At 67.7% G+C, this 22,136-nt stretch carries 22 protein-coding genes; 16 read left to right on the top strand and 6 right to left on the bottom strand.

Going from position 1 to position 22,136, the window contains the following annotated elements; translation table 11 throughout:
- Window positions 1–14: 14 nt before the first annotated feature.
- Entirely contained in the window at window positions 15–839 is an 825-nt protein-coding gene (locus HH308_RS04220; RefSeq protein WP_170192914.1) for an alpha/beta fold hydrolase, read from the bottom strand.
- Window positions 840–1,049: 210 nt separating this feature from the next.
- On the opposite strand from HH308_RS04220, the gene HH308_RS04225 reads away from it, so the two are divergent.
- From HH308_RS04225 to HH308_RS04235, 3 genes are all read left to right on the top strand, one after another.
- On the top strand, window positions 1,050–1,859 hold the full coding sequence (locus tag HH308_RS04225; protein WP_170192915.1) for a PaaX family transcriptional regulator: 810 nt from the start codon (window positions 1,050–1,052) through the stop codon (window positions 1,857–1,859).
- Window positions 1,860–1,958: 99 nt separating this feature from the next.
- Window positions 1,959–3,599: an FAD-dependent monooxygenase gene (locus HH308_RS04230; protein ID WP_170192916.1), complete on the top strand. Its 1,641-nt coding sequence runs from the start codon at window positions 1,959–1,961 to the stop codon at window positions 3,597–3,599.
- Window positions 3,596–5,281, top strand: coding sequence for a (2,3-dihydroxybenzoyl)adenylate synthase (locus tag HH308_RS04235; protein WP_170192917.1), 1,686 nt, complete (start codon window positions 3,596–3,598; stop codon window positions 5,279–5,281). Before HH308_RS04230 ends, HH308_RS04235 begins: the two co-directional genes overlap by 4 nt.
- 7 nt (window positions 5,282–5,288) lie before the next feature.
- Here HH308_RS04235 and HH308_RS04240 read toward each other — a convergent pair whose 3' ends face one another.
- The 4 genes from HH308_RS04240 to HH308_RS04255 form a co-directional block, all read right to left on the bottom strand.
- Window positions 5,289–6,440 carry an acyl-CoA dehydrogenase family protein gene (locus HH308_RS04240; protein WP_170192918.1) on the bottom strand — a complete coding sequence of 384 codons (1,152 nt, stop codon included), beginning with the start codon at window positions 6,438–6,440 and terminating at the stop codon, window positions 5,289–5,291.
- Between the two features lie 5 nt (window positions 6,441–6,445).
- The gene (locus HH308_RS04245; protein WP_170192919.1) at window positions 6,446–7,078 is read right to left on the bottom strand and encodes a TetR/AcrR family transcriptional regulator; all 633 of its coding nucleotides are present in this window, start codon (window positions 7,076–7,078) and stop codon (window positions 6,446–6,448) included.
- A gap of 6 nt (window positions 7,079–7,084) precedes the next feature.
- Window positions 7,085–8,278, bottom strand: coding sequence for a thiolase family protein (locus HH308_RS04250; protein WP_170192920.1), 1,194 nt, complete (start codon window positions 8,276–8,278; stop codon window positions 7,085–7,087).
- 176 nt (window positions 8,279–8,454) lie between these two features.
- A complete protein-coding gene (locus HH308_RS04255) occupies window positions 8,455–8,952 on the bottom strand; it encodes a B-4DMT family transporter (RefSeq protein ID WP_170192921.1) in 498 nt (165 codons plus the stop codon).
- 78 nt (window positions 8,953–9,030) lie between these two features.
- On the opposite strand from HH308_RS04255, the gene HH308_RS04260 reads away from it, so the two are divergent.
- From HH308_RS04260 to pyrF, 10 genes are all read left to right on the top strand, one after another.
- Entirely contained in the window at window positions 9,031–10,140 is a 1,110-nt protein-coding gene (locus HH308_RS04260) for a M24 family metallopeptidase (RefSeq protein WP_170192922.1), read from the top strand.
- 92 nt (window positions 10,141–10,232) lie between these two features.
- Window positions 10,233–10,796: an elongation factor P gene (gene efp / locus HH308_RS04265; protein WP_170192990.1), complete on the top strand. Its 564-nt coding sequence runs from the start codon at window positions 10,233–10,235 to the stop codon at window positions 10,794–10,796.
- A 12-nt stretch (window positions 10,797–10,808) separates the two neighbouring features.
- On the top strand, window positions 10,809–11,282 hold the full coding sequence (gene nusB / locus HH308_RS04270; RefSeq protein WP_170192923.1) for a transcription antitermination factor NusB: 474 nt from the start codon (window positions 10,809–10,811) through the stop codon (window positions 11,280–11,282).
- Window positions 11,283–11,343: 61 nt separating this feature from the next.
- Window positions 11,344–11,943, top strand: a complete 600-nt coding sequence (pyrR, locus tag HH308_RS04275) for a bifunctional pyr operon transcriptional regulator/uracil phosphoribosyltransferase PyrR (RefSeq protein ID WP_170192924.1) — start codon at window positions 11,344–11,346, stop codon at window positions 11,941–11,943.
- Window positions 11,943–12,890: an aspartate carbamoyltransferase catalytic subunit gene (locus HH308_RS04280; protein ID WP_170192925.1), complete on the top strand. Its 948-nt coding sequence runs from the start codon at window positions 11,943–11,945 to the stop codon at window positions 12,888–12,890. Before pyrR ends, HH308_RS04280 begins: the two co-directional genes overlap by 1 nt.
- The gene (locus HH308_RS04285; protein WP_170192926.1) at window positions 12,887–14,233 is read left to right on the top strand and encodes a dihydroorotase; all 1,347 of its coding nucleotides are present in this window, start codon (window positions 12,887–12,889) and stop codon (window positions 14,231–14,233) included. The genes HH308_RS04280 and HH308_RS04285 overlap by 4 nt, the downstream gene beginning before the upstream one ends.
- A complete protein-coding gene (locus HH308_RS04290; RefSeq protein WP_170192927.1) occupies window positions 14,230–14,814 on the top strand; it encodes a PH-like domain-containing protein in 585 nt (194 codons plus the stop codon). Before HH308_RS04285 ends, HH308_RS04290 begins: the two co-directional genes overlap by 4 nt.
- Window positions 14,811–15,959, top strand: a complete 1,149-nt coding sequence (gene carA, locus HH308_RS04295; RefSeq protein ID WP_170192928.1) for a glutamine-hydrolyzing carbamoyl-phosphate synthase small subunit — start codon at window positions 14,811–14,813, stop codon at window positions 15,957–15,959. Before HH308_RS04290 ends, carA begins: the two co-directional genes overlap by 4 nt.
- Entirely contained in the window at window positions 15,959–19,303 is a 3,345-nt protein-coding gene (gene carB / locus HH308_RS04300; protein WP_170192929.1) for a carbamoyl-phosphate synthase large subunit, read from the top strand. Before carA ends, carB begins: the two co-directional genes overlap by 1 nt.
- Window positions 19,300–20,130: an orotidine-5'-phosphate decarboxylase gene (gene pyrF / locus HH308_RS04305; RefSeq protein ID WP_170192930.1), complete on the top strand. Its 831-nt coding sequence runs from the start codon at window positions 19,300–19,302 to the stop codon at window positions 20,128–20,130. The genes carB and pyrF overlap by 4 nt, the downstream gene beginning before the upstream one ends.
- 12 nt (window positions 20,131–20,142) lie before the next feature.
- On the opposite strand, the gene HH308_RS04310 is transcribed toward pyrF, so the two are convergent.
- Window positions 20,143–20,352 (bottom strand): GGDEF domain-containing protein, encoded by a 210-nt coding sequence (locus tag HH308_RS04310; RefSeq protein ID WP_211188139.1) that lies wholly within the window; start codon window positions 20,350–20,352, stop codon window positions 20,143–20,145.
- Between the two features lie 465 nt (window positions 20,353–20,817).
- Here HH308_RS04310 and mihF point away from each other — a divergent pair, with 465 nt between their 5' ends.
- The 3 genes from mihF to rpoZ all read left to right on the top strand — a co-directional run bounded on the left by mihF (window position 20,818) and on the right by rpoZ (window position 22,131).
- A complete protein-coding gene (gene mihF, locus HH308_RS04315) occupies window positions 20,818–21,135 on the top strand; it encodes an integration host factor, actinobacterial type (protein ID WP_170192931.1) in 318 nt (105 codons plus the stop codon).
- The gene (gmk, locus tag HH308_RS04320) at window positions 21,136–21,762 is read left to right on the top strand and encodes a guanylate kinase (protein ID WP_170192932.1); all 627 of its coding nucleotides are present in this window, start codon (window positions 21,136–21,138) and stop codon (window positions 21,760–21,762) included.
- Window positions 21,763–21,831: 69 nt separating this feature from the next.
- Window positions 21,832–22,131, top strand: coding sequence for a DNA-directed RNA polymerase subunit omega (gene rpoZ, locus HH308_RS04325; RefSeq protein ID WP_170192933.1), 300 nt, complete (start codon window positions 21,832–21,834; stop codon window positions 22,129–22,131).
- Window positions 22,132–22,136 lie beyond the last annotated feature (5 nt).

Raw genomic sequence — 22,136 nt, forward strand, 5'->3', positions numbered from 1 at the left:
TTCTGTGTTCAGGCCTACCCGTCTACGAACGTGCGGATGGACTCGGCGACGCCGGCCGGGTCCATCAGATTCGCGAAATGGCCGTGGCCCTCGAAGACCACCTCGGTCGCGTTGGGCAGGTTGTTCTTGAGGTAGGTCGACGCCCCGACGAGGTGGCTCGGGCTCTCTCCGCCGACGAGTAGCAGTGTGCGGTCGGGGAGGGCCGCGTATTCGCCGATCAGCGAGTCGGTCGCGTCGATTGCCGCCAGCTCGCGCGTCCAGGTGGGGGTCAGCGCGAGGAATTGCGGCCACAGCGGCGTCGCCGCGAGTCCGTCGGTCTCGTCCTGGGAGATGCGTAGAAAGTGTTGTGCCGCAACGCGCATCGCACGGTCGTAGTCGCCCGCGTCGACGGCGTCGGCGTAATCGCGCAGATGGACGCCGGCGGTGGGGCCGTCGACCGGCAGCGGCGGCTCGTAGAGTACGACCGATGCGACGTCGGCTCCCGTGCGCACGGCCTCCAAGACGCAGATCGCCCCATAGGAATGGCCGAGCAACGCGGGCGTGGCACCGGTCTGTTCGGCCGCGACCGCGAGTACGGCGTTGATGTCCTCGGTCTCGGTGGTCAGGGTGTAGGCGTCGGCGTCGCCCGAGCGTCCGCGACCCCGGCGATCGAAAACGTACACGGCGTGGTCGGCGGCGAGTTCGGCCGCGACGGCCAACCAGGTCTCCGCGGTCGAGATGCTGCCGTGAACCAAGACGATCGGGGCGCCGGAGCCGAGCTTGAGGTAGCCGATCGACGTGCCGTCGGCGGATTCGACGGTTGCGGTCGTGGGTTCGGGAACGGCGGGTGCGTCGGTCATCGGGACCTCCAAATGGTCGTGATCGCGCGGTGGCGCGGCTGGGTCGGCGCGCTCCGGGGCGCACCGATGAAAGGGATGAGCGTGAGTGATTTCACTATGTAACATGATCATCTATTGCGTCAAGATCAATGTCACATAATATTGAGACCGGCTCTGGAATAGTGCGTCGAGCTGATCACTCAATACTCCCGAGCCCGAAAGGGGTTTGCGATGCGGCCACGATCGATCGTCTTCGATCTGTACGGCGACTACTTCCGCTACACCGGCGGGGCCGCCCGACTCGCCGTGCTCACCGAGCTGATGTCGGTGTTCGATGTCGAGCCGGCAACCGTTCGGGTGGTGATGACGCGGCTGCGCAAGGACGGCTGGTTCGACTCCGACAAGGATGGCCGCGCCGTCACCTATCGGCTCAATGCGAAGAGTTGGCAACTGCTCGACGAAGGGCGCGACCGGATCTTCGACCGCACGTTCGCCGACTGGAATCGCACGTGGACTCAGGCGTTGCTGCGCGACGACGACTTGTCGCGCGACGGTCGAAAACGCATCGAGACGTCGCTGAGCTGGTGTGGATTCGGCTGCTATTCAGGCGGGACGTGGTTCTCGCCGCACGATCGCCGCAAACGACTCGGCGAGATGCTCGCCACCGACGACGAATCGAGTGTCACCTTCCTGCACGCGGGCACGCCGAGCCTGACCGACGATCGGCTGATCGCCGAAACCTGCTGGGATCTCACCGATCTCGGCCACGACTATCGCGATTTCATCGACCGCTTCCGTCCCAATCTGGCCGCCTATCGGCGCGGCCTGTCGGGCCGGGCGGCGCTGGTCGAACGGATGAGGCTCATCGGCGACTATCGCCGGTTCCCCTTCCGTGATCCCGATCTGCCCGACGTGCTCCTGCCCGCCGGGTGGCGCGGACGCGAGGCCCACGAGGTGTTCCTGGAGGCCCATGACGCGTTGCGGGCGTCCGCCGAGGAGGCCGTCCGGACCGTCGAAAGCGGGCGAGAGCTTGATATGTAACAAATTGCTTGACGAAATTAGATCTACTGTTACATAGTTGAGGAGTCCGGTCGCCGGCTCGTGGGTCGGTGGCAATCCACCTAAGGGGCGTTACGTCACATGACTTCTGACAACTTCTCAGTCGCCTGCATCGGGGGTGGGCCAGGCGGGCTGTTTGCCGCGATCACCCTCGCCACGCGCCTGCCCGGCACGCATGTCGACGTCTTCGAGCGCAACCGCGCCGACGACGTCTTCGGGTTCGGGGTGGTCTTCTCCGACGCCACCCTCGACAACATCGACGCGGTGGATCCGGTGCTGCGCGATACCCTCGCCGTTCAGGGAACTCATTGGGACCGCATCGACGTGCGCGCACACGGTCAGTCTCATTCGGCGGGCGGCAACGGCATGTCGGCCGTTCACCGTCGGGTGCTGCTCGACGCGTTGCGTGCGCGGGCAACCGAACTCGGCGCGCACATCCACTACGACACCGCCGTCGACGTCGACGCGCTCGCGCGTAGCGGCGGCTACGATCTCATCGTCGCGGCGGACGGAGCGAACTCGGCCACACGCGAGCGGTTCGTCGACTCGCTCGACCACTCGGTCGAGGCCGCGTCGGTGAAGTTCATCTGGTTCGGCACGACCTTCCGGTTCGACGGCCTCACCTTCTTGCATCGCCAGTCCGCACACGGCAACTTCGCCGTGCACGCCTACCCGATCGGTTCGGGCCTGTCGACGTTCATCGTCGAGACCGACGAACAGACGTGGCGCGCCGCGGGACTCGACGAGTTCGACACATCGGCACCACCCGGGGTCTCGGATGAGAAGACCCAGCGTTACCTGACAGATCTCTTCGCCGCCGACATCGACGGACATCCCCTGGTAGCCAACAACTCTCGGTGGGCCAACTTCCGCACCCGCCGGACCCGACGATGGCACGCGCGCACGGCGTCGAACATCCCCGTGGTGCTGATCGGCGACGCCGTGCACACGGCGCACTTCTCGGTCGGGTCCGGAACCAAGATGGCGATGGAGGACGCAGCGGCACTGGCTGATTCGGTGGCCGCGCACCCCGACGACCTCGATGCCGCGATCGCCGACTTCGAATCGATCAGACGTCCCCGAGTGGCCCACATCCAGGACTCCTCGGTGCCGAGTCTGTCGTGGTGGGATCACTTCGGCGAGTACTACCGGTCGCTGTCGCCGTCGCAGTTCAGCTTCCACTTCTTCAGCCGCGCCATCTCGGCGGAGAAGATCCGACGCCGCGATCCGGGGTTCGTCGCCGACGTCGAGTCCAAGTGGCGGGAGGAACACGGCAGCGACCCACTCGACACGCCTCTGCCACTGGGGGACGTCCTCCTGCGACGTCGCCTGCTCGCGACGACGGCCGTCGCCGAAGATCGACTGGTGCTCAGCGACGGAGCCGCCGAACTCACCGCGACGGCGGGCCCGTCGTCCGAACCCGGCCGGGTAGTCGACGCGCCTGCGGCCGACGTGATCACCCTGGCCGCCGCGGACCGACGTCGACTCGACGAGATCGCCGCGACCACACCGGCCGTCGTCGCGGTGCGCGGCGGGACGCCGTTGACCCGGGCGCTGTCGTCGGAGTACGTGCGGTTGCGGCACCGCATCCCGACGGTCATCGTCGATTCCGCCGCGTCGATCCGTGCACGACGCGCTGTCGACGAACGTGACAACGCGGCAACCATCGTGCTGTCGGGCCGAGCCGACGCGCTCGCCTACGAACCGGAGGCGCGACGATGACACGACGCGTTCCCCTCGAGATCGACGGCGTCGTGCGCTGGCCCGACGCCGATGCTGCCGCATTCCGCGCCGAAGGCTACTGGGCGGACCGGTCGGTACCCGAATACATCGCCGATCGGGTTGGTGCGCAACCGGATTCGACGGCGCTGATCGACGGCGACTGCACACTGACCTACCGGCAGTTGTGGGATCGCTCGTCGGCGGGTGCCGCCGGACTCACGCGGCTCGGTCTCCGGCCGGGTGATCGAGTGGTGGTCCAATTGCCGAACGGATGGCAGTTCGCGGCGTTCCTCCTCGCGTGTATGCGGACCCGCGTCATCCCGGTGATGGCGATGCCCGCGCATCGGCGCAGCGAACTGACCCACCTCGCCATCCTCAGCGACGCCCGTGCGCTCGTCGTCGCCGACCGGGACCGCGATACCGACCTGCGGGCCGTCGCACAGCATGTCGCGGCGGACGCGCCGTCGGTGGAGTTCGTCGTTCTGCACGGTGAGCTGTCGTCGGGGCCGACCGGCGTCGCCGAATACTCGCTCGCGGACTGCTTGGCCGCTCCGTCGGGCGGCGATCCCGTAGACGGGCTCCCGTTGCCGGCCGGAGGCGACGTCGCCTGCCTGCTGTTGTCGGGCGGCACCACCGGACTGCCGAAGTTGATCGTGCGGACCCACGACGACTACGCGTACAACATCCTCGCGTGCAATGAGACATCCGAATTCGATTCGGACACCGTGTATCTGGGTGCGCTGCCGTGCAGCCACAATTTCGCGCTCGCGTGCCCGGGAATCCTCGGCACCTGGTTCGCCGGTGGCGTGGTGGTGTTGCTGGCCACGCCGTCGCCGCGCAGGTCATTGGAGGCGATCGAGGCGCACGGTGTCACCGCGACCGCCGCGGTCCCCGCCGTCGCCCAGGCCTGGATCGAGTACCAGCGCGAACATCATGTGTTGCGGGCGAACTCACTGCGGGTACTGCAGGTCGGCGGCTCACGCATACCCGACGAACTCGCGGCGCGCGTCGAGCCGGTGCTCGGGGCGCGGTTGCAGCAGGTCTTCGGCATGGCGGAGGGCTTGATCAACATGACCAGGCTCGACGACCCGGCCGACGTCATCGAGACGACGCAGGGGCGTCCGGTCAGCGTCGCCGACGAAGTACGAGTCGTCGACGAACGCGGCGAGGATGTGCCCGAGGGCGCCCCCGGCCGGCTGCTGACGCGCGGACCGTACACGCCGCGCGGCTACTTCCGTGCGGCAGAACACAATTCGCGGTCATTCACCCCGGACGGGTGGTATGGCAGCGGAGACATCGTGGTGCGCCGACCCGACGGAAACCTCGTCGTCGCGGGTCGCGACAAGGACATGATCAACCGGGGCGGGGAGAAGATCTCCGCCGAGGAGGTGGAGAACTTCGCCTATCAGGTCCCCGGCGTCGAAATGGCCGCGGCGGTCGCCATGCCGGATCCCGTGCTGGGGGAACGGCTATGCCTCTACGTCACCCCGGCGTCGGGTGCCGACGTGACGCTCGACGAGATCATCACCCTGATGGAATCGGCGGGCGTGGCACACTTCAAGATTCCCGAACGGTTGGAGCTGGTCGCGCAGATACCGACCACGAAGGTCGGCAAGATCGACAAGAAGGCACTTCGCGACGACATCCGCGCCCGGCTCTCGCGCGCGACGCCGGGCGCGTGATCGAGCGCTACAGGCCCAGGTCGCGCCCGATGATGTCCTTCATGATCTGCGTGGTTCCGCCGAAGATCGTCTGGATGCGGGCGTCGGTGTAGGCCTTGGCCACCCGGTATTCATTCATGTAGCCGTATCCGCCGTGCAGCTGCAGGCAGTTGTCGATGACCTTCTTCGCCAGCTCCGTGCACCACCACTTGTTCTTCGACGCGTCGACCGCGGTGAGTTCGCCATCGACCGCGGCACGCAGACAGCGGTCGATGTACTGCTCGGCGATGTCGAGTTCGGTCGCCATCTCGGCCATGGTGAATCGGTTGGCCTGAAACGAGCCGATCGGCTGGCCGAATGCCTTGCGGTCCTTGACGTATTGCAATGTCTCGTCGAACACGGCGCGTGCACCGCCGATGGCCGAGATGCCGATCGAGAGGCGTTCGGTCGGCAGGTTGTGCATCAGGTGATAGAAGCCCTTGTTCTCCTCGCCGAGCAGATTGGCCCGCGGGACGCGGACGTCGTCGAAGTGCAGCTCCGCGGTGTCCTGAGCCTTCTGGCCCATCTTGTCGAGATTGCGTCCGCGTTCGAAACCCGCCATCCCGCGCTCGACGACGATCAGGGAGAACGCCTTGTGCCCCGCGGCCGGTTCGGGATTGGTGCGGCACACCACGACGACGAGGTCGGAGTTGATACCGGCCGAGATGAACGTCTTGGAACCGTTGACGATGTAGTCGTCACCGTCGAGCTTGGCCGAAGTCTTGATGCCGGCGAGGTCGCTGCCCGCACCGGGCTCGGTCATCGCGATGGCGAGAATCGTCTCGCCCGACGCCATGCCGGGCATCCACCGGGCGCGCTGCTCGTCGTTGGCCAGATGCAGGAAGTAGGGGACGATCACGTCGTTCTGCAGGGTGAATCCCGGTGCGCTGCCGCCGAATCGGCCCAGCTCCTCGGCGACGATCGCGTTGAACCGGAAATCGTCGGACATGCCCGCGCCGCCGAATTCCTCGGGCACGTTGAAGCCGAGCAGCCCCGCCTCGCCGGCTTTGCGGTAGACGTCACGGTCGACGACCCCGGCCTTCTCCCAGTCCGCGGAATACGGTGCGACCTCACGGTCGATGAAGGCGCGGACGGACTCGCGGAACTGCTCGTGCTCGGGCTCGAAAACGGTGCGTTTCATGGCTTTCACTGCTCCTGGGAGATGGGAAGGGGTTCGGCTGGTTGGCGCGCGCCGACGGCGCGCAGGGAGGTCTCGACATACGACGCGGCGACGTCGGCCGGTGTGAGTTCGCCGCCGGGCCGGTACCAGTCGGCGGCCGACCGGCACGCGCCCAGCAGATAGCGCAGCAGGTTCTTCACGTCGCCGTCGAACTGGAAGTCACCGGCGTAGAGTCCGCGCAGCAGGACGTCTTCGAGTTGATCCTGCAGGGTCGTTCGCATGCCGATGTACTTGTGGCGCAACGGATTATCCGACTCGATGTAGCGGATCTCGTCTTCGCTGGTGGCCAGCTCGCGGTCGGTGGTCATGTGCAGGACGACCGCCTCGATGCCGTTGGAGAACTGCTCGATCACGGTGTCGCCGTCGTCGATCGCGGCGGTCACTCGGCGCAGCGCCGAGTCCATCGCGGTGAGCAGGACGGCCAGGAGGATGCCCTCCTTGTTGTCGTGGTGGTAGTACAGCGTCGGCAGCGACACCCCGGCCCGCGACGCGATGTCGCGGGTCGAGGTGCCGTGGAAGCCGCGCGCGTGAAATGCCGCCTTGGCCGCCGCCAGGATGGGCGTCAGCGGTACGGGATCGGTTGTGCGCCAGTCGGTCACGAGGACTTACAGGCGCTCGATGATGGTCGCGTTGGCCATTCCGGCGCCCTCGCACATGGTCTGCAGTCCGTAGCGTCCGCCAGTCGCCTCGAGGTGGCTGACCAGCGTCGACAGCAGCCGGGTACCCGACGATCCGAGGGCGTGGCCCAGGGCGATCGCGCCGCCACGGGGGTTCAGTTTGGCGGGGTCCGCGCCGAATTCGTGTGCCCACGCCATCGGGACCGGCGCGAACGCCTCGTTGACCTCGTAGGCGTCGATGTCGTCGATGGACAGTCCGGAGCGGGCCAGCACCTTCTGCGTCGCCGGGATCGGCGCGGTCAGCATGAAGATCGGGTCGTCCCCGGCCACCGAGAAGGAATGGAAGCGCGCACGTGGCGTGAGGTTGAGCTTCGATGCCATGGTGTCGCTCATGATCAGGGCGGCCGACGCGCCGTCGGTCAGCGGCGAGGAGTTGCCCGGCGTGATGTGCCAGCCCAGGTCGGGGAAACGCTGCGCGAATTCCTCGGAGTAGAACGACGACTTCAAGCCACGCAGCCCCTCGGCGGTGGTGCCCGCGCGGACGGTCTCGTCGGCGGTGTGCGGGTGGGTGCTGCCGTCGGGTCCGACGACGTCGATCGGAATGATCTCCCGATCGAAGAAGCCGTCGGCGATCGCCTGCGCCGCACGACGATGCGACTCGGCGGAGAAGGCGTCCAGCGCGGCACGGTCGAACTTCCACTTCGCGGCGACGAGTTCGGCTGAAATACCTTGTCCCACAAGCCCTTGTGGGTAGCGCTGGTCGATCGACGGGCCGTAGGGACGCTGTCCGACGGTGGTGAAGCCCATCGGGACGCGACTCATCGATTCCACGCCGGCCGCGATGACGATGTCGTACGCGCCCGCGATCACGCCCTGTGCGGCGAAGTGCGCGGCCTGCTGGCTCGATCCGCACTGGCGATCCACGGTGGTCGCCGGCACCGACTCGGGAAAGCCGGCCGACAGCGCCGCGGTCCGCGAGATGTTGAGCGCCTGCTCGCCGGCCTGTCCGACGCAGCCGCCGATCACATCGTCGACGAGTGCGGGATCGAGGTCGTTGCGCTCGACGATGGTGCGCAGTACGTGGGCGAGGAGCTCGACGGGCTTGGTACCCGACAGGGCGCCGCCGGGCTTGCCTTTTCCGGAGGCGAGTCGGGCGACGTCGACGATGACGGCTTCGGTCATGGTTGTGCGACCTTTCGAGGGCGGGGTGATGACGCGTCGATGAGCAGTTGGCGATGGGCCGATCTAACGCTCGTTCTATTGGTTTAGCATGCGGAAACGGCGTGCGGCAAGAGGCTCGGGGCAAAACGAAACCCCCAGGCCGGTGGCCTGGGGGTTTCAGTGAGCGTGCGGGTGAGTCAGTGACTCACGCGGGCGTCGGCGAAGCGTGCCCCGCCGGCGTCGGAATCGTCCGACGGCGGTTGGCTCTTGCGCTGCTGGCGGCGGACCAGCATGCGTCCGACGCTGGCGCCGGCGAATGCGGGGATGAAGATGATGAGGGCGGTGAAGAACGCACCCGCGGTCATCTCGATCCAGAAGCTCGCCTCGCCGATACCGGCGAAGACGAACTTGCCGAGCAGCCAGCAGACCAGTCCGGCGACCCAGCCGGCGAACAGGCCCGCCCGCAGCCAGCGGATGGTGAGATCCTCGTAGTCGTCGGGGTCCTCGTGGGCCTGCGCGTCACGCAGACCGTCGATGCCACCGCCGATGATCGCGATGAATACCACGATGGCCACGCCGACCGTCTTCCACACCGTGCCGTGCAGCGGGGCGTTCACCATGAGGATGCCCAGTACGACCCGGGTGACGATATGTGCCGCGGACATGATGACACCACGGAGCAACCACGAATTCATGGGGTTAGCGTACTCAACGGTAATCGTGAAGGGAATCACAACCCGCATATTCGTGTAGTGCGGCGTAAGTTGTCAGCCATGGCAGAATCGATATCCACAGGTCAGCGGGTTCGTCGTGACAAAGTCCGCACGGCACTCGCACCGCTCGACGTCGACGCGATCGTCGTCTCCGACCTGATCAACGTCCGATATCTCAGCGGATTCACCGGATCGAACGCCGCATTGCTGTGCCGCGCCGACGCCGCCGGCGACCCGGATTCCATCGCCACCGACGGCCGCTACCTCACCCAGATCGCCCAGCAGAGCCCCGACCTCCCGACCACCATCGAGCGCGACGTCGTCGGGGCGCTGCTCGACGCGGCGCGCGATGAGGGGCTGCGCAGGATCGCCGTCGAAGGCGACGCGCTGTCGGTCGCCGCCTACCAGCGTCTCGCCGAGCGATTCGACGGGCGACTCGAGTTGATCCCGACGTCGGGCGTGGTGGAGGCGCTGCGCGAGGTCAAGGACTCCTCCGAGATCGACCTGCTCACCCGCGCGTGCGCCGCTGCCGATCAGGCACTGGCCACCATCATCGCCGACGGCGTGCTGTCACCCGGCCGCACCGAACGCGACGTCGCCCGCACGCTCGAATGGCAGATGTACGCCCACGGCGCCGACGCGATCGCCTTCGAGACGATCGTGGCGACCGGGCCCAACTCGGCGATTCCGCATCATCGGCCGACCGAGGCGGTGCTCGCGCCGGGGGACTTCGTCAAACTCGACTTCGGGGCGGTGATCGGGGGCTACCACTCGGACATGACCCGCACCTATGTGCTCGATCACGCCGCCGACTGGCAGACCGACATCTACGACTTGGTCGCACAAGCCCAGGCGGCCGGTCGGCACGCCCTGAAACCCGGTGCTGACCTGCGTGGAATCGACGCCGCCGCACGTGAGGTGATCGCCGCCGCCGGGCACGGCGAGCATTACGTGCACGGCCTCGGCCACGGCGTCGGCCTGCAGATACACGAAGCGCCGGGAATCGGATCGCTGGCTACCGGTACACTGCCCTTCGGCGCAGCAGTAACTGTGGAGCCTGGTGTTTACGTGCCCGGCGCAGGTGGCGTCCGCATCGAGGACACCCTTGTCGTCACCGACGGCGACCCGCTTCTGCTGACCACTACCGACAAGACGTTCACCGTCCTGTGACGATGGCACACGCCGTGCTGCCCGACGACGTCGGGCGGCGCCGGCAGTGCCCTCGGCACCGGCGCGACGGTGTCAACAGGAAGGCGACGCCGATGGCGACTACCTCAGATTTCAAGAACGGCCTCGTGCTGCGCATGGACAACCAGCTGTGGCAGATCCAGGAATTTCAGCACGTCAAGCCGGGTAAGGGACCCGCATTCGTGCGCACCAAGATCAAGAACGTGATGTCGGGCAAGATCGTCGACAAGACCTTCAACGCCGGCGTCAAGGTGGAGACCGCGACCGTCGACCGGCGCGACATGACCTACCTGTACAACGACGGCTCCGACTTCGTCTTCATGGACACCGAGACCTACGAGCAGCTGCCGCTGTCGCCGGAGACCGTCGGCGACGGATCGCGCTTCCTGCTGGAGAACATGACCGTCCAGGTCTCGCTCAACGAGGGACTTCCGCTGTTCATCGAGCTGCCGGTGACCATCGAACTCGTCGTCGCGCAGACCGATCCGGGCCTGCAGGGTGACCGCTCCACCGGCGGCACCAAGCCCGCGACGCTGGAGACCGGCGCCGAGATCCAGGTACCGCTGTTCATCAACACCGGCGACAAGCTGAAGGTCGACTCGCGCGACGGCAGCTACCTCGGCCGCGTCAACAGCTGACGCCCGCCGCACGTGAAGCATTCGGGAACCCGGCACAAGGCCCGCAAACGCGCCGTCGACCTGCTCTTCGAGGCCGAGGCCAAAGGCGTGTCGCCGCTGTCGCTGATCGCCGAACGCCGGGAGCTGGTGCTCGACGACGAGAGCGTCGGCACCGTGCACGACTACACGGCGACGGTGATCGAGGGGATCGACGCCGACTACCCGCAGATCGACGCCGTCGTGGCATCCCACCTCAAGGAGTGGACGCTGCCGCGGCTGCCCGCCGTCGACCGGGCCATCCTGCGTCTGGCGACGTGGGAACTGTTCAACTCCTACGACGTCGACCCCGAGGTCATCGTCGACGAGGCCGTCGAGTTGGCCAAAGAACTGTCGACCGACGACTCGCCCGGATTCGTCAACGGGGTGCTCGGCACGATCGCCGAACTCGCCCCGCAGGTACGAGCCGCCGCACAGGCCGGTGGAACTCGTGAGGACAGGCAAGCGTAGGATTGCCACTCGGCAAGACATCCTTTAACGGACCGTCCAGTGAGGCGGGGAAGGAGGTCAGATGGTGAATCGAAGCGACGCGCAGGCGACTGGGCCTTCGCGCGTACTGCTCGATGCCGCTGACGTCGGACGGACCATCGCACGGATGGCCCACCAGATCATCGAGAAGACCGCGCTCGACGCCCCCGGGGCGAAGCCGGTCGTCATCGTCGGAATCCCGACGCGGGGAACATTCCTCGGTCGGCGGCTGGCCGAACGCATCGCCGAATTCTCCGGCGTCGACGTTCCCACCGGCTACCTCGACATCACCCTCTATCGCGACGACCTGCGCGACAAGCCGCACCGCGCGCTCGAACGTACGGTCGTCCCGCGCGGCGGCGTCGACCACGCCCGCGTGATCCTCGTCGACGACGTGCTGTTCTCCGGCCGCACGGTGCGCGCCGCCCTCGACGCACTACGCGACCTGGGGCGCCCGGCGAGTGTTCAGCTGGCGGTCCTCGTCGATCGCGGTCATCGTGAACTGCCGCTGCGCGCCGACTACGTCGGCAAGAACATCCCCACCGCCCGCGAGGAACTGGTCGCGGTGCACCTCGCCGAGCACGACGGCGTCGACGAAGTGGTACTGACGTCACCGCTGACCGACACGGCGGGGGAGAACTGATGCGCCACCTGCTGTCCACCGCGAGTCTCTCGCGCGACGACGCCACCGCGCTGCTCGACGATGCCGAACGCTTCGAGCAGGCGCTCGCCGGCCGCGAGGTGCGTAAGCTGCCGACCCTGCGCGGCCGCACCGTGATGACGGTGTTCTACGAGAACTCCACCCGCACCAGGGTGTCCTTCGAGGTCGCGGGCAAGTGGATGAGCGCCGACGTCATCAACGTGAGCGCCTCCAGTTCGTCGGCCAGCAAGGGCGAGTCCCTGCGCGACACCGTCAAGACCCTGCACGCCGCCGGTGCGGACGCGCTGATCGTGCGGCACCCGGCGTCGGGCGCGGCCCACCAGATCGCGGCCTGGACCGCGGAGACGGACGGGTCGGGTCCCTCGGTCATCAACGCCGGCGACGGCACCCACGAGCATCCCACCCAGGCGCTGCTCGACGCCCTGACACTGCGCCAACGCCTCGGATCGCTCGACGGACGACGCGTGGTGATCGTCGGCGACGTGCTGCACTCGCGGGTCGCGCGATCCAACGCGTTCCTGCTCTCGACCCTCGGCGCCGACGTCACCCTGGTCGCGCCGCCGACGTTGCTGCCCACCGGCGTCGAGCAGTGGCCGGTGAACATCAGCACCTCGCTCGACGCCGAACTGCCCGCCGCCGACGCCGTGATGATGCTGCGGGTGCAGGCCGAACGCATGAACGGCGGCTTCTTCCCGTCGTCGCGCGAGTACGCGGTCCGCTACGGGCTCAGCGAGAAGCGGATGAAAGCGCTGTCCGACGACGCCGTGGTGCTGCACCCCGGCCCGATGCTGCGCGGTATGGAGATCGGCTACTCGGTGGCCGACTCGCCGCGGGCAGCGGTGCTGGAGCAGGTCCGCAACGGCGTGCACGTGCGGATGGCCGTGCTGTTCAGACTGCTCGTGGGGACCGATGAAGGAGAGATTTCGTGAGTGCGGGCCAGTCCATCCTGATCACCGACGTCCGGCCGTACGGTGAGGGCGAACCGGTCGACATCCTGGTGCGCGACGGGGTCATCGCCGAGATAGGCACCGGGCTGAGCGCGCCCGACGACGTCGAACGCCTCGCAGGCGAGGGCGCGATCGCGCTGCCCGGCTTCGTCGACATGCATACTCACCTGCGCGAACCGGGGCGCGAAGACACCGAGACCATCGCGTCCGGGTCGGCCGCCGCCGCACTCGGCGGCTACACGGCGGTGTTCGCGATGGCCAACACCGACCCGGTCGCCGACAACTCCACCGTCACCGACGGCGTCTATCGCGCCGGCCGCGACGTCGGGCTGGTCGACGTCCACCCGGTCGGCGCGGTCACCGTCGGCCTGCGGGGCAAACAGCTCGCCGAGATGGGCATGATGGCCGCCGGAGCGGCGGGCGTGCGGATGTTCTCCGACGACGGCAAGTGCGTCGACGACCCGCTGCTGATGCGGCGGGCGCTCGAATACGCGACGGGCCTCGACGTGCTCATCGCCCAGCATGCCGAAGAACCGCGGCTGACGGTCGGGGCCGTCGCCCACGAGGGTCCCACTGCCGCGCGCCTGGGGCTGGCGGGCTGGCCACGGGCCGCCGAGGAATCCATCGTGATCCGCGACGCACTGCTCGCCCGCGACGCCGGTGCGCGTGTGCACATTTGTCACGCATCCACCGAGGGCACCGTTGAACTGCTGAAATGGGCTCGCGCACAAGGGATTTCGATTACGGCCGAGGTGACGCCGCATCACTTGCTGCTCAACGACTCTCGGCTGGAAACGTACGATCCGATCAACAAGGTCAATCCGCCGCTACGCGAGGAGAGCGACAATCTGGCCCTGCGTCAGGCCCTCGCCGACGGTGTGATCGACTGCGTCGCAACCGATCACGCACCGCACGCGAGCCAGGACAAGTGCTGCGAGTTCGCGCAGGCCCGCCCGGGCATGCTGGGCCTGGAGACCGCGCTCGGCGTCGTCGTCGAAACGATGGTGACGACCGGTCTGCTCGACTGGCGCGGCGTCGCACGGGTGATGAGTGAACGGCCCGCCGAGATCGTCCGGCTACCCGACCACGGGCGTCCGATCGCGGTCAACGAACCGGCGAACCTCACCCTGGTCGACCCGAACCGGTCGTGGGTGGTGGCCGGTGACGAACTGGCCAGCCTCTCCGACAACACACCGTATGAGGCGATGACCATGCCGGTCACCGTCACCGCGACGCTGCTGCGCGGTGCGGTCACCGCACGCGACGGCGTCGCCGCAAACCAGGGAGCCGAGAGCGGACCCGATGAACATGGGGTGATCGCATGAACGAGGTCTTCTACAACATCATCATCGTGATCGGCGTGCTGGCATTGTGGCTGCTGCTGATCTCGCTGGTCATCAAGGGCTGGCGCAACCGCGGCCGGCGCCAGCTCGACCTCGTCGGCGACTTCCCGGTTGCTCCCGAGGAACTCGGCGAAGTGCTGATCGGACCCGACAGCGGCCTCTACGTCGGCTCGACGTTGGCGCCGAGCTGGCAGGACCGCATCGCGGTCGGCGACTACGGCGATCGCGCCACCACCGATCTCGTCGGGTTCGCCTCGGGAATCCTGTTCGTCCGCAAGGGGGCGTCGGAGATCTGGATTCCCCGCGAATCGCTGACCGCGGTGCGCACCGAACGCGGTCTGGCCGGCAAGGTGATGACCGCCGACGGGCTGCTGGTCTTCCGCTGGATCCTGCCCTCGGGCACCGAGATCGACTCCGGGATCCGCGCCGACGACAAGGCCGTCTACGCCGAATGGATCGCCGAGTACGCACCGGCGCAGCCGTCGGCCGACGCGACGGCGGATGCGGCCGACGCACCCCACTCCGACATCGACGCAAGCTCAACGCAGGGAACCGATAAATGAGTACAGCACTGTTGGTGCTTGAGAATGGACAAGTCTTCACCGGCACCGAATTCGGCGCCGTCGGCGAGACCCTCGGCGAAGCGGTGTTCTGCACCGCGATGACCGGCTACCAGGAGACCCTCACCGACCCGAGCTACCACCGGCAGATCGTGGTGGCCACCGCCCCCCAGATCGGCAACACCGGTTGGAACGACGAGGACGACGAGTCCCGAAACGATAGGATCTGGGTGGCCGGTTACGCCGTGCGCAACCCCACCCGCCGGGTATCCAACTGGCGCGCGACGACGTCGCTGCAGGACGAACTCGTCAGCCAGGGCATCGTCGGCATCGCGGGTATCGATACGCGCACCGTCGTGCGGGTGCTGCGCGATCACGGCTCGATGCGCGCGGGCGTATTCTCCGGAGCCGCACTGGCACCGGTCGACGAACTGGTGGCCCGCGTGCGCAACCAACCGGCGATGGCCGGTGCCGACCTCGCCGGTCAGGTGAGCACCGACGACACCTACCTCGTCGAACCGCACGGCGAGTCGCGCTACACCGTCGCGGCGATCGACCTCGGCATCAAGACCAACACGCCGCGCATGTTCGCCCAGCGCGGCCTGCGGGTACACGTGCTGCCGTCGTCGTCGACCTTCGCCGACATCACCGCACTCGGCGTCGACGGAGTCTTCCTCTCCAACGGCCCCGGCGATCCGGCCACCGCCGACGCCGCGGTGAACCTCACCCGCGACGTTCTCGGACAGGGACTGCCGCTGTTCGGCATCTGTTTCGGCAACCAGATCCTCGGCCGCGCACTCGGGCGCGGCACCTACAAGATGAAGTTCGGCCACCGCGGCATCAACATCCCGGTCGTCGACGCCGCCACCGGCAAGATCTCCATCACCGCCCAGAATCACGGCTTCGCCCTCGAGGGCGAAGCGGGCGAGGAGTTCGACACCGACTTCGGCCGGGCGCGGGTGAGCCACGTCTGCGCCAACGACGGCGTGGTCGAAGGCGTGGAACTGCTGGGCGGACAAGCCTTCTCGGTGCAGTACCACCCGGAGGCCGCCGCCGGGCCCCACGACGCCGCCTACCTCTTCGACCGATTCGTCGACCTGCTCGACGCCCGCCACTCCACCACTCCCACCAACGGAGCCGATGCCTGATGCCACGCCGCAGTGATCTCAACCACGTCCTGGTGATCGGGTCCGGCCCGATCGTCATCGGCCAGGCCTGCGAGTTCGACTATTCCGGGACCCAGGCCTGCCGGGTGCTGCGCAGCGAAGGCCTGCGCGTCAGCCTGGTCAACTCCAACCCGGCGACCATCATGACCGACCCGGAGTTCGCCGACGCCACCTACGTCGAGCCGATCACCGCCGAGTTCGTCGAGAAGGTCATCGAGGCGGAGCGCGACGCGGGACATCCGATCGATGCCGTACTCGCCACCCTCGGTGGCCAGACGGCGCTGAACACCGCTGTCGCACTGCATGATCGCGGTTCGCTGGAGAAGTACGGCATCGAACTCATCGGTGCCGACTTCGACGCGATCCAGCGCGGCGAGGACCGCCAGATGTTCAAGGACATCGTGGAGAAGGTCGGCGGCGAATCCGCCCGCTCGGCCGTCTGCCACACCATGGACGAGGTGCGCGCCACCGTCGCCGACCTCGGCTACCCCGTCGTCGTGCGCCCGTCGTTCACCATGGGCGGCCTCGGCTCGGGCATGGCCTACAACGAAGCCGACCTCGAGCGGATCGCCGGCGGCGGCCTGGCGGCGTCGCCGACCGCCAACGTCCTCATCGAGGAGTCGATCCTCGGCTGGAAAGAGTACGAGCTCGAACTGATGCGCGACAACCGCGACAACGTCGTGGTGGTGTGTTCGATCGAGAACCTCGACCCGGTCGGCGTGCACACCGGTGACTCGGTGACCGTCGCACCGGCGATGACGCTGACCGACCGCGAGTACCAGAAGATGCGCGACCTCTCCATCGACATCCTGCGCGAGGTCGGCGTCGACACCGGCGGCTGCAACATCCAGTTCGCCCAGGATCCGGCGGACGGCCGGCTGGTCGTCATCGAGATGAACCCGCGCGTGTCGCGGTCGTCGGCGCTGGCGTCGAAGGCCACCGGCTTCCCGATCGCGAAGATCGCCGCGAAGCTGGCGATCGGCTACAGCCTCGACGAGATCGTCAACGACATCACCAAGGAGACGCCCGCCTGCTTCGAGCCGACGCTCGACTACGTCGTCGTCAAGGCACCGCGGTTCGCGTTCGAGAAGTTCCCCGGCGCCGACGACACGCTGACCACGACGATGAAGTCGGTGGGCGAGGCGATGAGCCTGGGCCGCAGCTTCGCGGAGGCGCTCGGCAAGGTGATGCGGTCGCTGGAGACCAAGGCCGCGGGCTTCTGGACCGAGGCCGACCGCCCCGACCCGGCCAGCGTCGACCTGCCCGCTCTGCTCCAGGAATTGTCGGTGCCCAAGGACGGGCGGCTCTACGGCGTGATGCTGGCGTTCGACGCGGGCGCGTCGATCGAGGACCTGTACGAGGCCACCAAGATCGACCCGTGGTTCCTCGCCGAGATCGCCGGAATCGGCGCACTGGGCAACGACCTCCGCGACGCTGACGTGCTCGACGAACCGTTGCTGCGGCTCGCCAAATCGAGTGGCTTCTCCGATCGTCAGATCGCCGCGCTGCGCAGCGATTTCGCCGACGAGGCCGCCGTTCGCGCACACCGGGTAGAACTGGGCGTGCGGCCGGTGTACAAGACCGTCGACACCTGCGCCGCGGAGTTCGAGGCGCGCACACCGTATCACTACAGCAGCTACGAGCTCGACCCGGCGGCAACGAGTGAGGTTGCGCCACAGCACGATCGGCCGAAGGTACTGATTCTGGGCTCGGGCCCCAACCGTATCGGTCAGGGCATCGAATTCGACTACTCGTGTGTCCACGCGGCTATGACGCTGTCCGAGGCCGGGTACGAGACGGTGATGGTCAACTGCAACCCGGAGACCGTCTCGACCGACTACGACACCGCCGACCGGCTGTACTTCGAGCCGCTGACCTTCGAAGACGTGCTGGAGGTGTACCACTCCGAGTCGACGTCGGGGACGGTCGCCGGTGTCATCGTGCAACTTGGCGGGCAGACGCCGCTGGGGCTGGCGCACCGGCTCGCCGGTGCCGGTGTCCCGATCGTCGGCACCAGCCCGGAGGCCATCGACCTCGCCGAAGATCGCGGCGAATTCGGCAAGGTGCTCACCGCCGCGGGCCTGCCCGCGCCGGCGTTCGGCACCGCCACCACCTTCGAGGAGGCACGCGACACAGCGTCGCGCATCGGCTACCCGGTGCTCGTCCGGCCGTCCTACGTCCTGGGCGGGCGGGGTATGGAGATCGTCTACGACGAGGCGTCGCTGGGCGACTACATCTCGCGCGCAACGGAATTGACGCCCGACCACCCGGTGCTGGTGGACCGCTTCCTGGAGGACGCGGTGGAGATCGACGTCGACGCGCTGTGCGACGGCACCGACGTCTACATCGGCGGCGTGATGGAGCACATCGAGGAAGCCGGCATCCACTCCGGCGACTCGGCGTGCGCGTTGCCGCCGGTCACGCTCGGCCGCGCCGATCTCGAAGCAGTGCGGCGCTCGACGGAATTGCTGGCCAAAGGCATCGGTGTGCGCGGTCTGCTCAACGTCCAATACGCGCTCAAGGACGATGTCCTGTACGTCCTGGAGGCCAACCCACGCGCCAGCCGGACGGTGCCGTTCGTGTCCAAGGCCACCGCGGTACCGCTGGCGAAGGCATGCGCCCGGGTGATGCTGGGGACGTCGATCGCCGAGCTGCGCGGTCAGGGCATCCTGCCCGCGACCGGCGACGGCGGTGAGGCGCCGGTGCAGACACCGATCTCGGTCAAGGAGGCCGTGCTGCCGTTCAACCGGTTCCGCCGACAGGACGGGACCGGCGTCGACTCGCTGCTGAGCCCCGAGATGAAGTCGACGGGCGAGGTGATGGGCATCGACGCCGACTTCGGGCGGGCGTTCGCCAAGTCGCAGACCGCGGCCTACGGAGCGCTGCCGCTCTCGGGGGCGATCTTCGTCTCGGTGGCCAACAAGGACAAGCGGGCGCTGCTGTTCCCGGTCAAGCGGCTCGCTGATCTCGGATTCTCCATCCTGGCGACCGACGGCACCGCGAACATGTTGGCGCGCAACGGCATCCAGTGCACTCGCGTTCGAAAGTATTCGGAGGCAAGCGAACTGGAGGCGGGGGAGACGACGATCGTCGACACCATCCGCGCCGGTGAGGTCGCCATGGTGATCAACACGCCGTTCGGTCAGTCCGGGCCGCGCGTCGACGGCTACGAAATCCGTTCCGCCGCGGTGTCGGTGAACATTCCGTGCATCACCACCGTGCAGGGCGCGGGGGCCGCGGTGCAGGGCATCGAAGCGGCACTGGACGGCGACATCGGCGTGCGATCGCTGCAGAGCCGCCACGCGGCACTGGTGCAGGGCCGATGACCGAGCCGGGCTACGCCACGCGCTACCGCGACGCCGTCGCGGCGCGTGGCCGCCTGTGCGCGGGCATCGACCCGCACCCGCCGCTGCTGGAGAAGTGGGGGCTGCCGGTGTCCGCGGCGGGCGTCGCGCGGTTCGGCGAGATCTGCGTCGAGGCGCTCGGCCCGGCGGCGTCGGTGGTCAAACCGCAGGTCGCGTTCTTCGAAGCCTTCGGCTCGGCGGGCATCGCCGCTCTGGAGTCGGTGATCGCGGGCTGCCGGGCCGCCGGAGCACTGGTGATCGCCGACGCCAAGCGCGGCGACATCGGCTCGACGATGGCCGCCTACACCACCGCGTGGCTCGACGACGAGTCGCCGCTGTGCGCCGACTCGGTGACCGCGTCGCCCTACCTGGGCTTCGGGTCGCTCTCGCCCGCCCTGGACAAGGCCGGGGCCACCGGCCGCGCCGTGTACGTGCTGGCCCGGACGTCGAATCCGGAGGGCGCCGAACTGCAGCGGGCCCAGCGCGGCGACGGCGCCTCGGTGGCGCAGGGGATAGTCGACGCCGCGGCCGCGGTCAACGCCGACGGGCGCGCGACCGTCGGGCTGGTCGTCGGGGCGACCCGGGCGCACGGACTGGACCTGTCCGCCCTGCGGGGTTCGATCCTGTCGCCCGGTCTGGGGGCGCAGGGCGCGACGCCCGCCGATCTGCCCGAGGTCTTCGCCGGCGCCGACCGCGACTGGGTGCTGCCCGCCAGTTCCCGCGGACTGTTGGCGCAGGGACCCGACGTCGGCGCACTGCGGGCCGCCTATGAGCGCGTCCGCGACGAGGTCGAGGCCGCCTTGGGGTAGCGACCGGCGTCGCTACACCTGCACTCGATTGGGTCCCTGGCGCTTGGCCCGGTACAACGCCTGGTCGGCATGGGAGAGTGCATCGTCGAGGCTGTCGCTGCCCGGATCGACCGGTGTGACGCCGATGGCGACGGTCGTCGAGATCGTCGCGCCGTCGACATCGAGGCCACCCGCGCCGGGGCTCAGGTCGCCCGACAGAACGGCGCGAGCGACATTCACCACCAGCGCACCCAGTAGGGCGAGGACTCCTGTTCGAACGCTCCGTGATCCAGCCTCCCTTTAGCGTGCGCACCGCTGAAACCCGAGGTCATCCGGCCGCGGCGGCCGATGTCGACGGTGCGTCGCGGTGCGACACGCGGATGTGATGGATTTCGTCGCCGGGGATCGTCGAGCGGTTGCGCACACAACACGCGCCACACCAGTATCAGCGCAGAATCGCCTGTGTTGACCCACTTCTTCCCTCTGACCTGCGCAGATCGGTACCGGCCCAGGGGTGTGGCCCACTCGTCCGCCGATGAGAATCCGCAGGAAGCTACAACACCGTCATCTGGGCGTTTTCGTGGGGTCCTCCTCGAAATGCCTGCTCACGTTGGGTACGGTCGAGCACGCGCCGCATTCAATCGCGGCCAGGCGGACACCACCGTGCGCCGCCGACTCAAGACGAAGAACACGATTACGGAGGAACCCGTGGCACTTCCCCAGTTGACACCCGAGCAGCGCGCCGCAGCGTTGGAGAAGGCAGCTGCTGCTCGCCGTGTCCGCGCGGAGCTCAAGGAGCGCCTCAAGCGTGGTGGCACCGACCTCAAGCAGGTCCTCACCGACGCTGAAAGCGACGAGATCCTCGGCAAGATGAAGGTTTCGGCGCTGCTCGAGGCCCTGCCCAAGGTCGGCAAGGTCAAGGCACAGGAGATCATGACCGAACTGGAGATCGCACCGACCCGCCGCCTGCGCGGACTCGGCGACCGTCAGCGCCGCGCGCTGCTGGAAAAGTTCGACCTCGCCTGAGTGAGCGAGCAGAATTCGACGGCCCCGCAGGGGACCGCTGATACTCCGAGGGGCCGACTGATCGTTTTGGTCGGCCCCTCGGCCGTCGGCAAGTCCACCGTCGTCAAACGAGTACGAGAGCGGCTGCCCGAACTGTTCTTCAGCGTGTCGGTCACCACCCGCGCCGCGCGTCCCGGTGAAGTCGACGGACGCGACTACCACTTCATCTCCGACGCCGAGTTCGATGCGATGATCGCCGATGACCGCCTCCTGGAGTGGGCGGAGATCCACGGCGGGCTGCAACGTTCGGGAACCCCCCGACAGCCGGTGCTCGACGCGCTGGCGGCCGGCAAACCGGTGCTGGTGGAGGTCGACCTGGAGGGTGCGGCCAACGTGGTCGCCCAGCTGCCCGAAGCCCACACGGTGTTCCTGTCGCCGCCGACGTGGGACGATCTGGTGGCCCGGCTGACCGGACGCGGCACCGAGACGCCCGAGAAGATCGCCCGCCGACTGGAGACCGCACGGATCGAAATGGCGTCGAAAGACGACTTCGACCGGGTGCTGGTGAACCGCGAAGTCGACCAGGTGGCCATCGAGTTGGTATCCTTGCTGGTTGGACCTGCCGACGTGGCGGGCGGAGAGCACTAGATACCGTCCGCGCCACGCCCCACCAGTACCGATTCGCCATAAGCACTGCAGCAGAACTTGAGGAGCTCCGTGAGCAACCCGACCGACTTCGACGTGACTGAGATCGCCGACGCGCCGGCCTACGACACCCCGCTGGGTATCACCAACCCGCCGATCGACGATCTGCTCGACCGCGCATCGTCGAAGTACGCCCTGGTCATCTACGCGGCCAAGCGGGCGCGCCAGATCAACGACTACTACAACCAGCTCGGCGACGGCATCCTCGAATTCGTCGGCCCGCTCGTCGAGCCGGGTCTGCAGGAGAAGCCGCTGTCGATCGCGATGCGCGAGATCCACGCCGACCTCCTCGAGCACACCGAAGGCGAGTAGCGGGA

The organism is Gordonia asplenii, assembly GCF_012933505.1.
Taxonomy (GTDB): domain Bacteria; phylum Actinomycetota; class Actinomycetes; order Mycobacteriales; family Mycobacteriaceae; genus Gordonia; species Gordonia asplenii.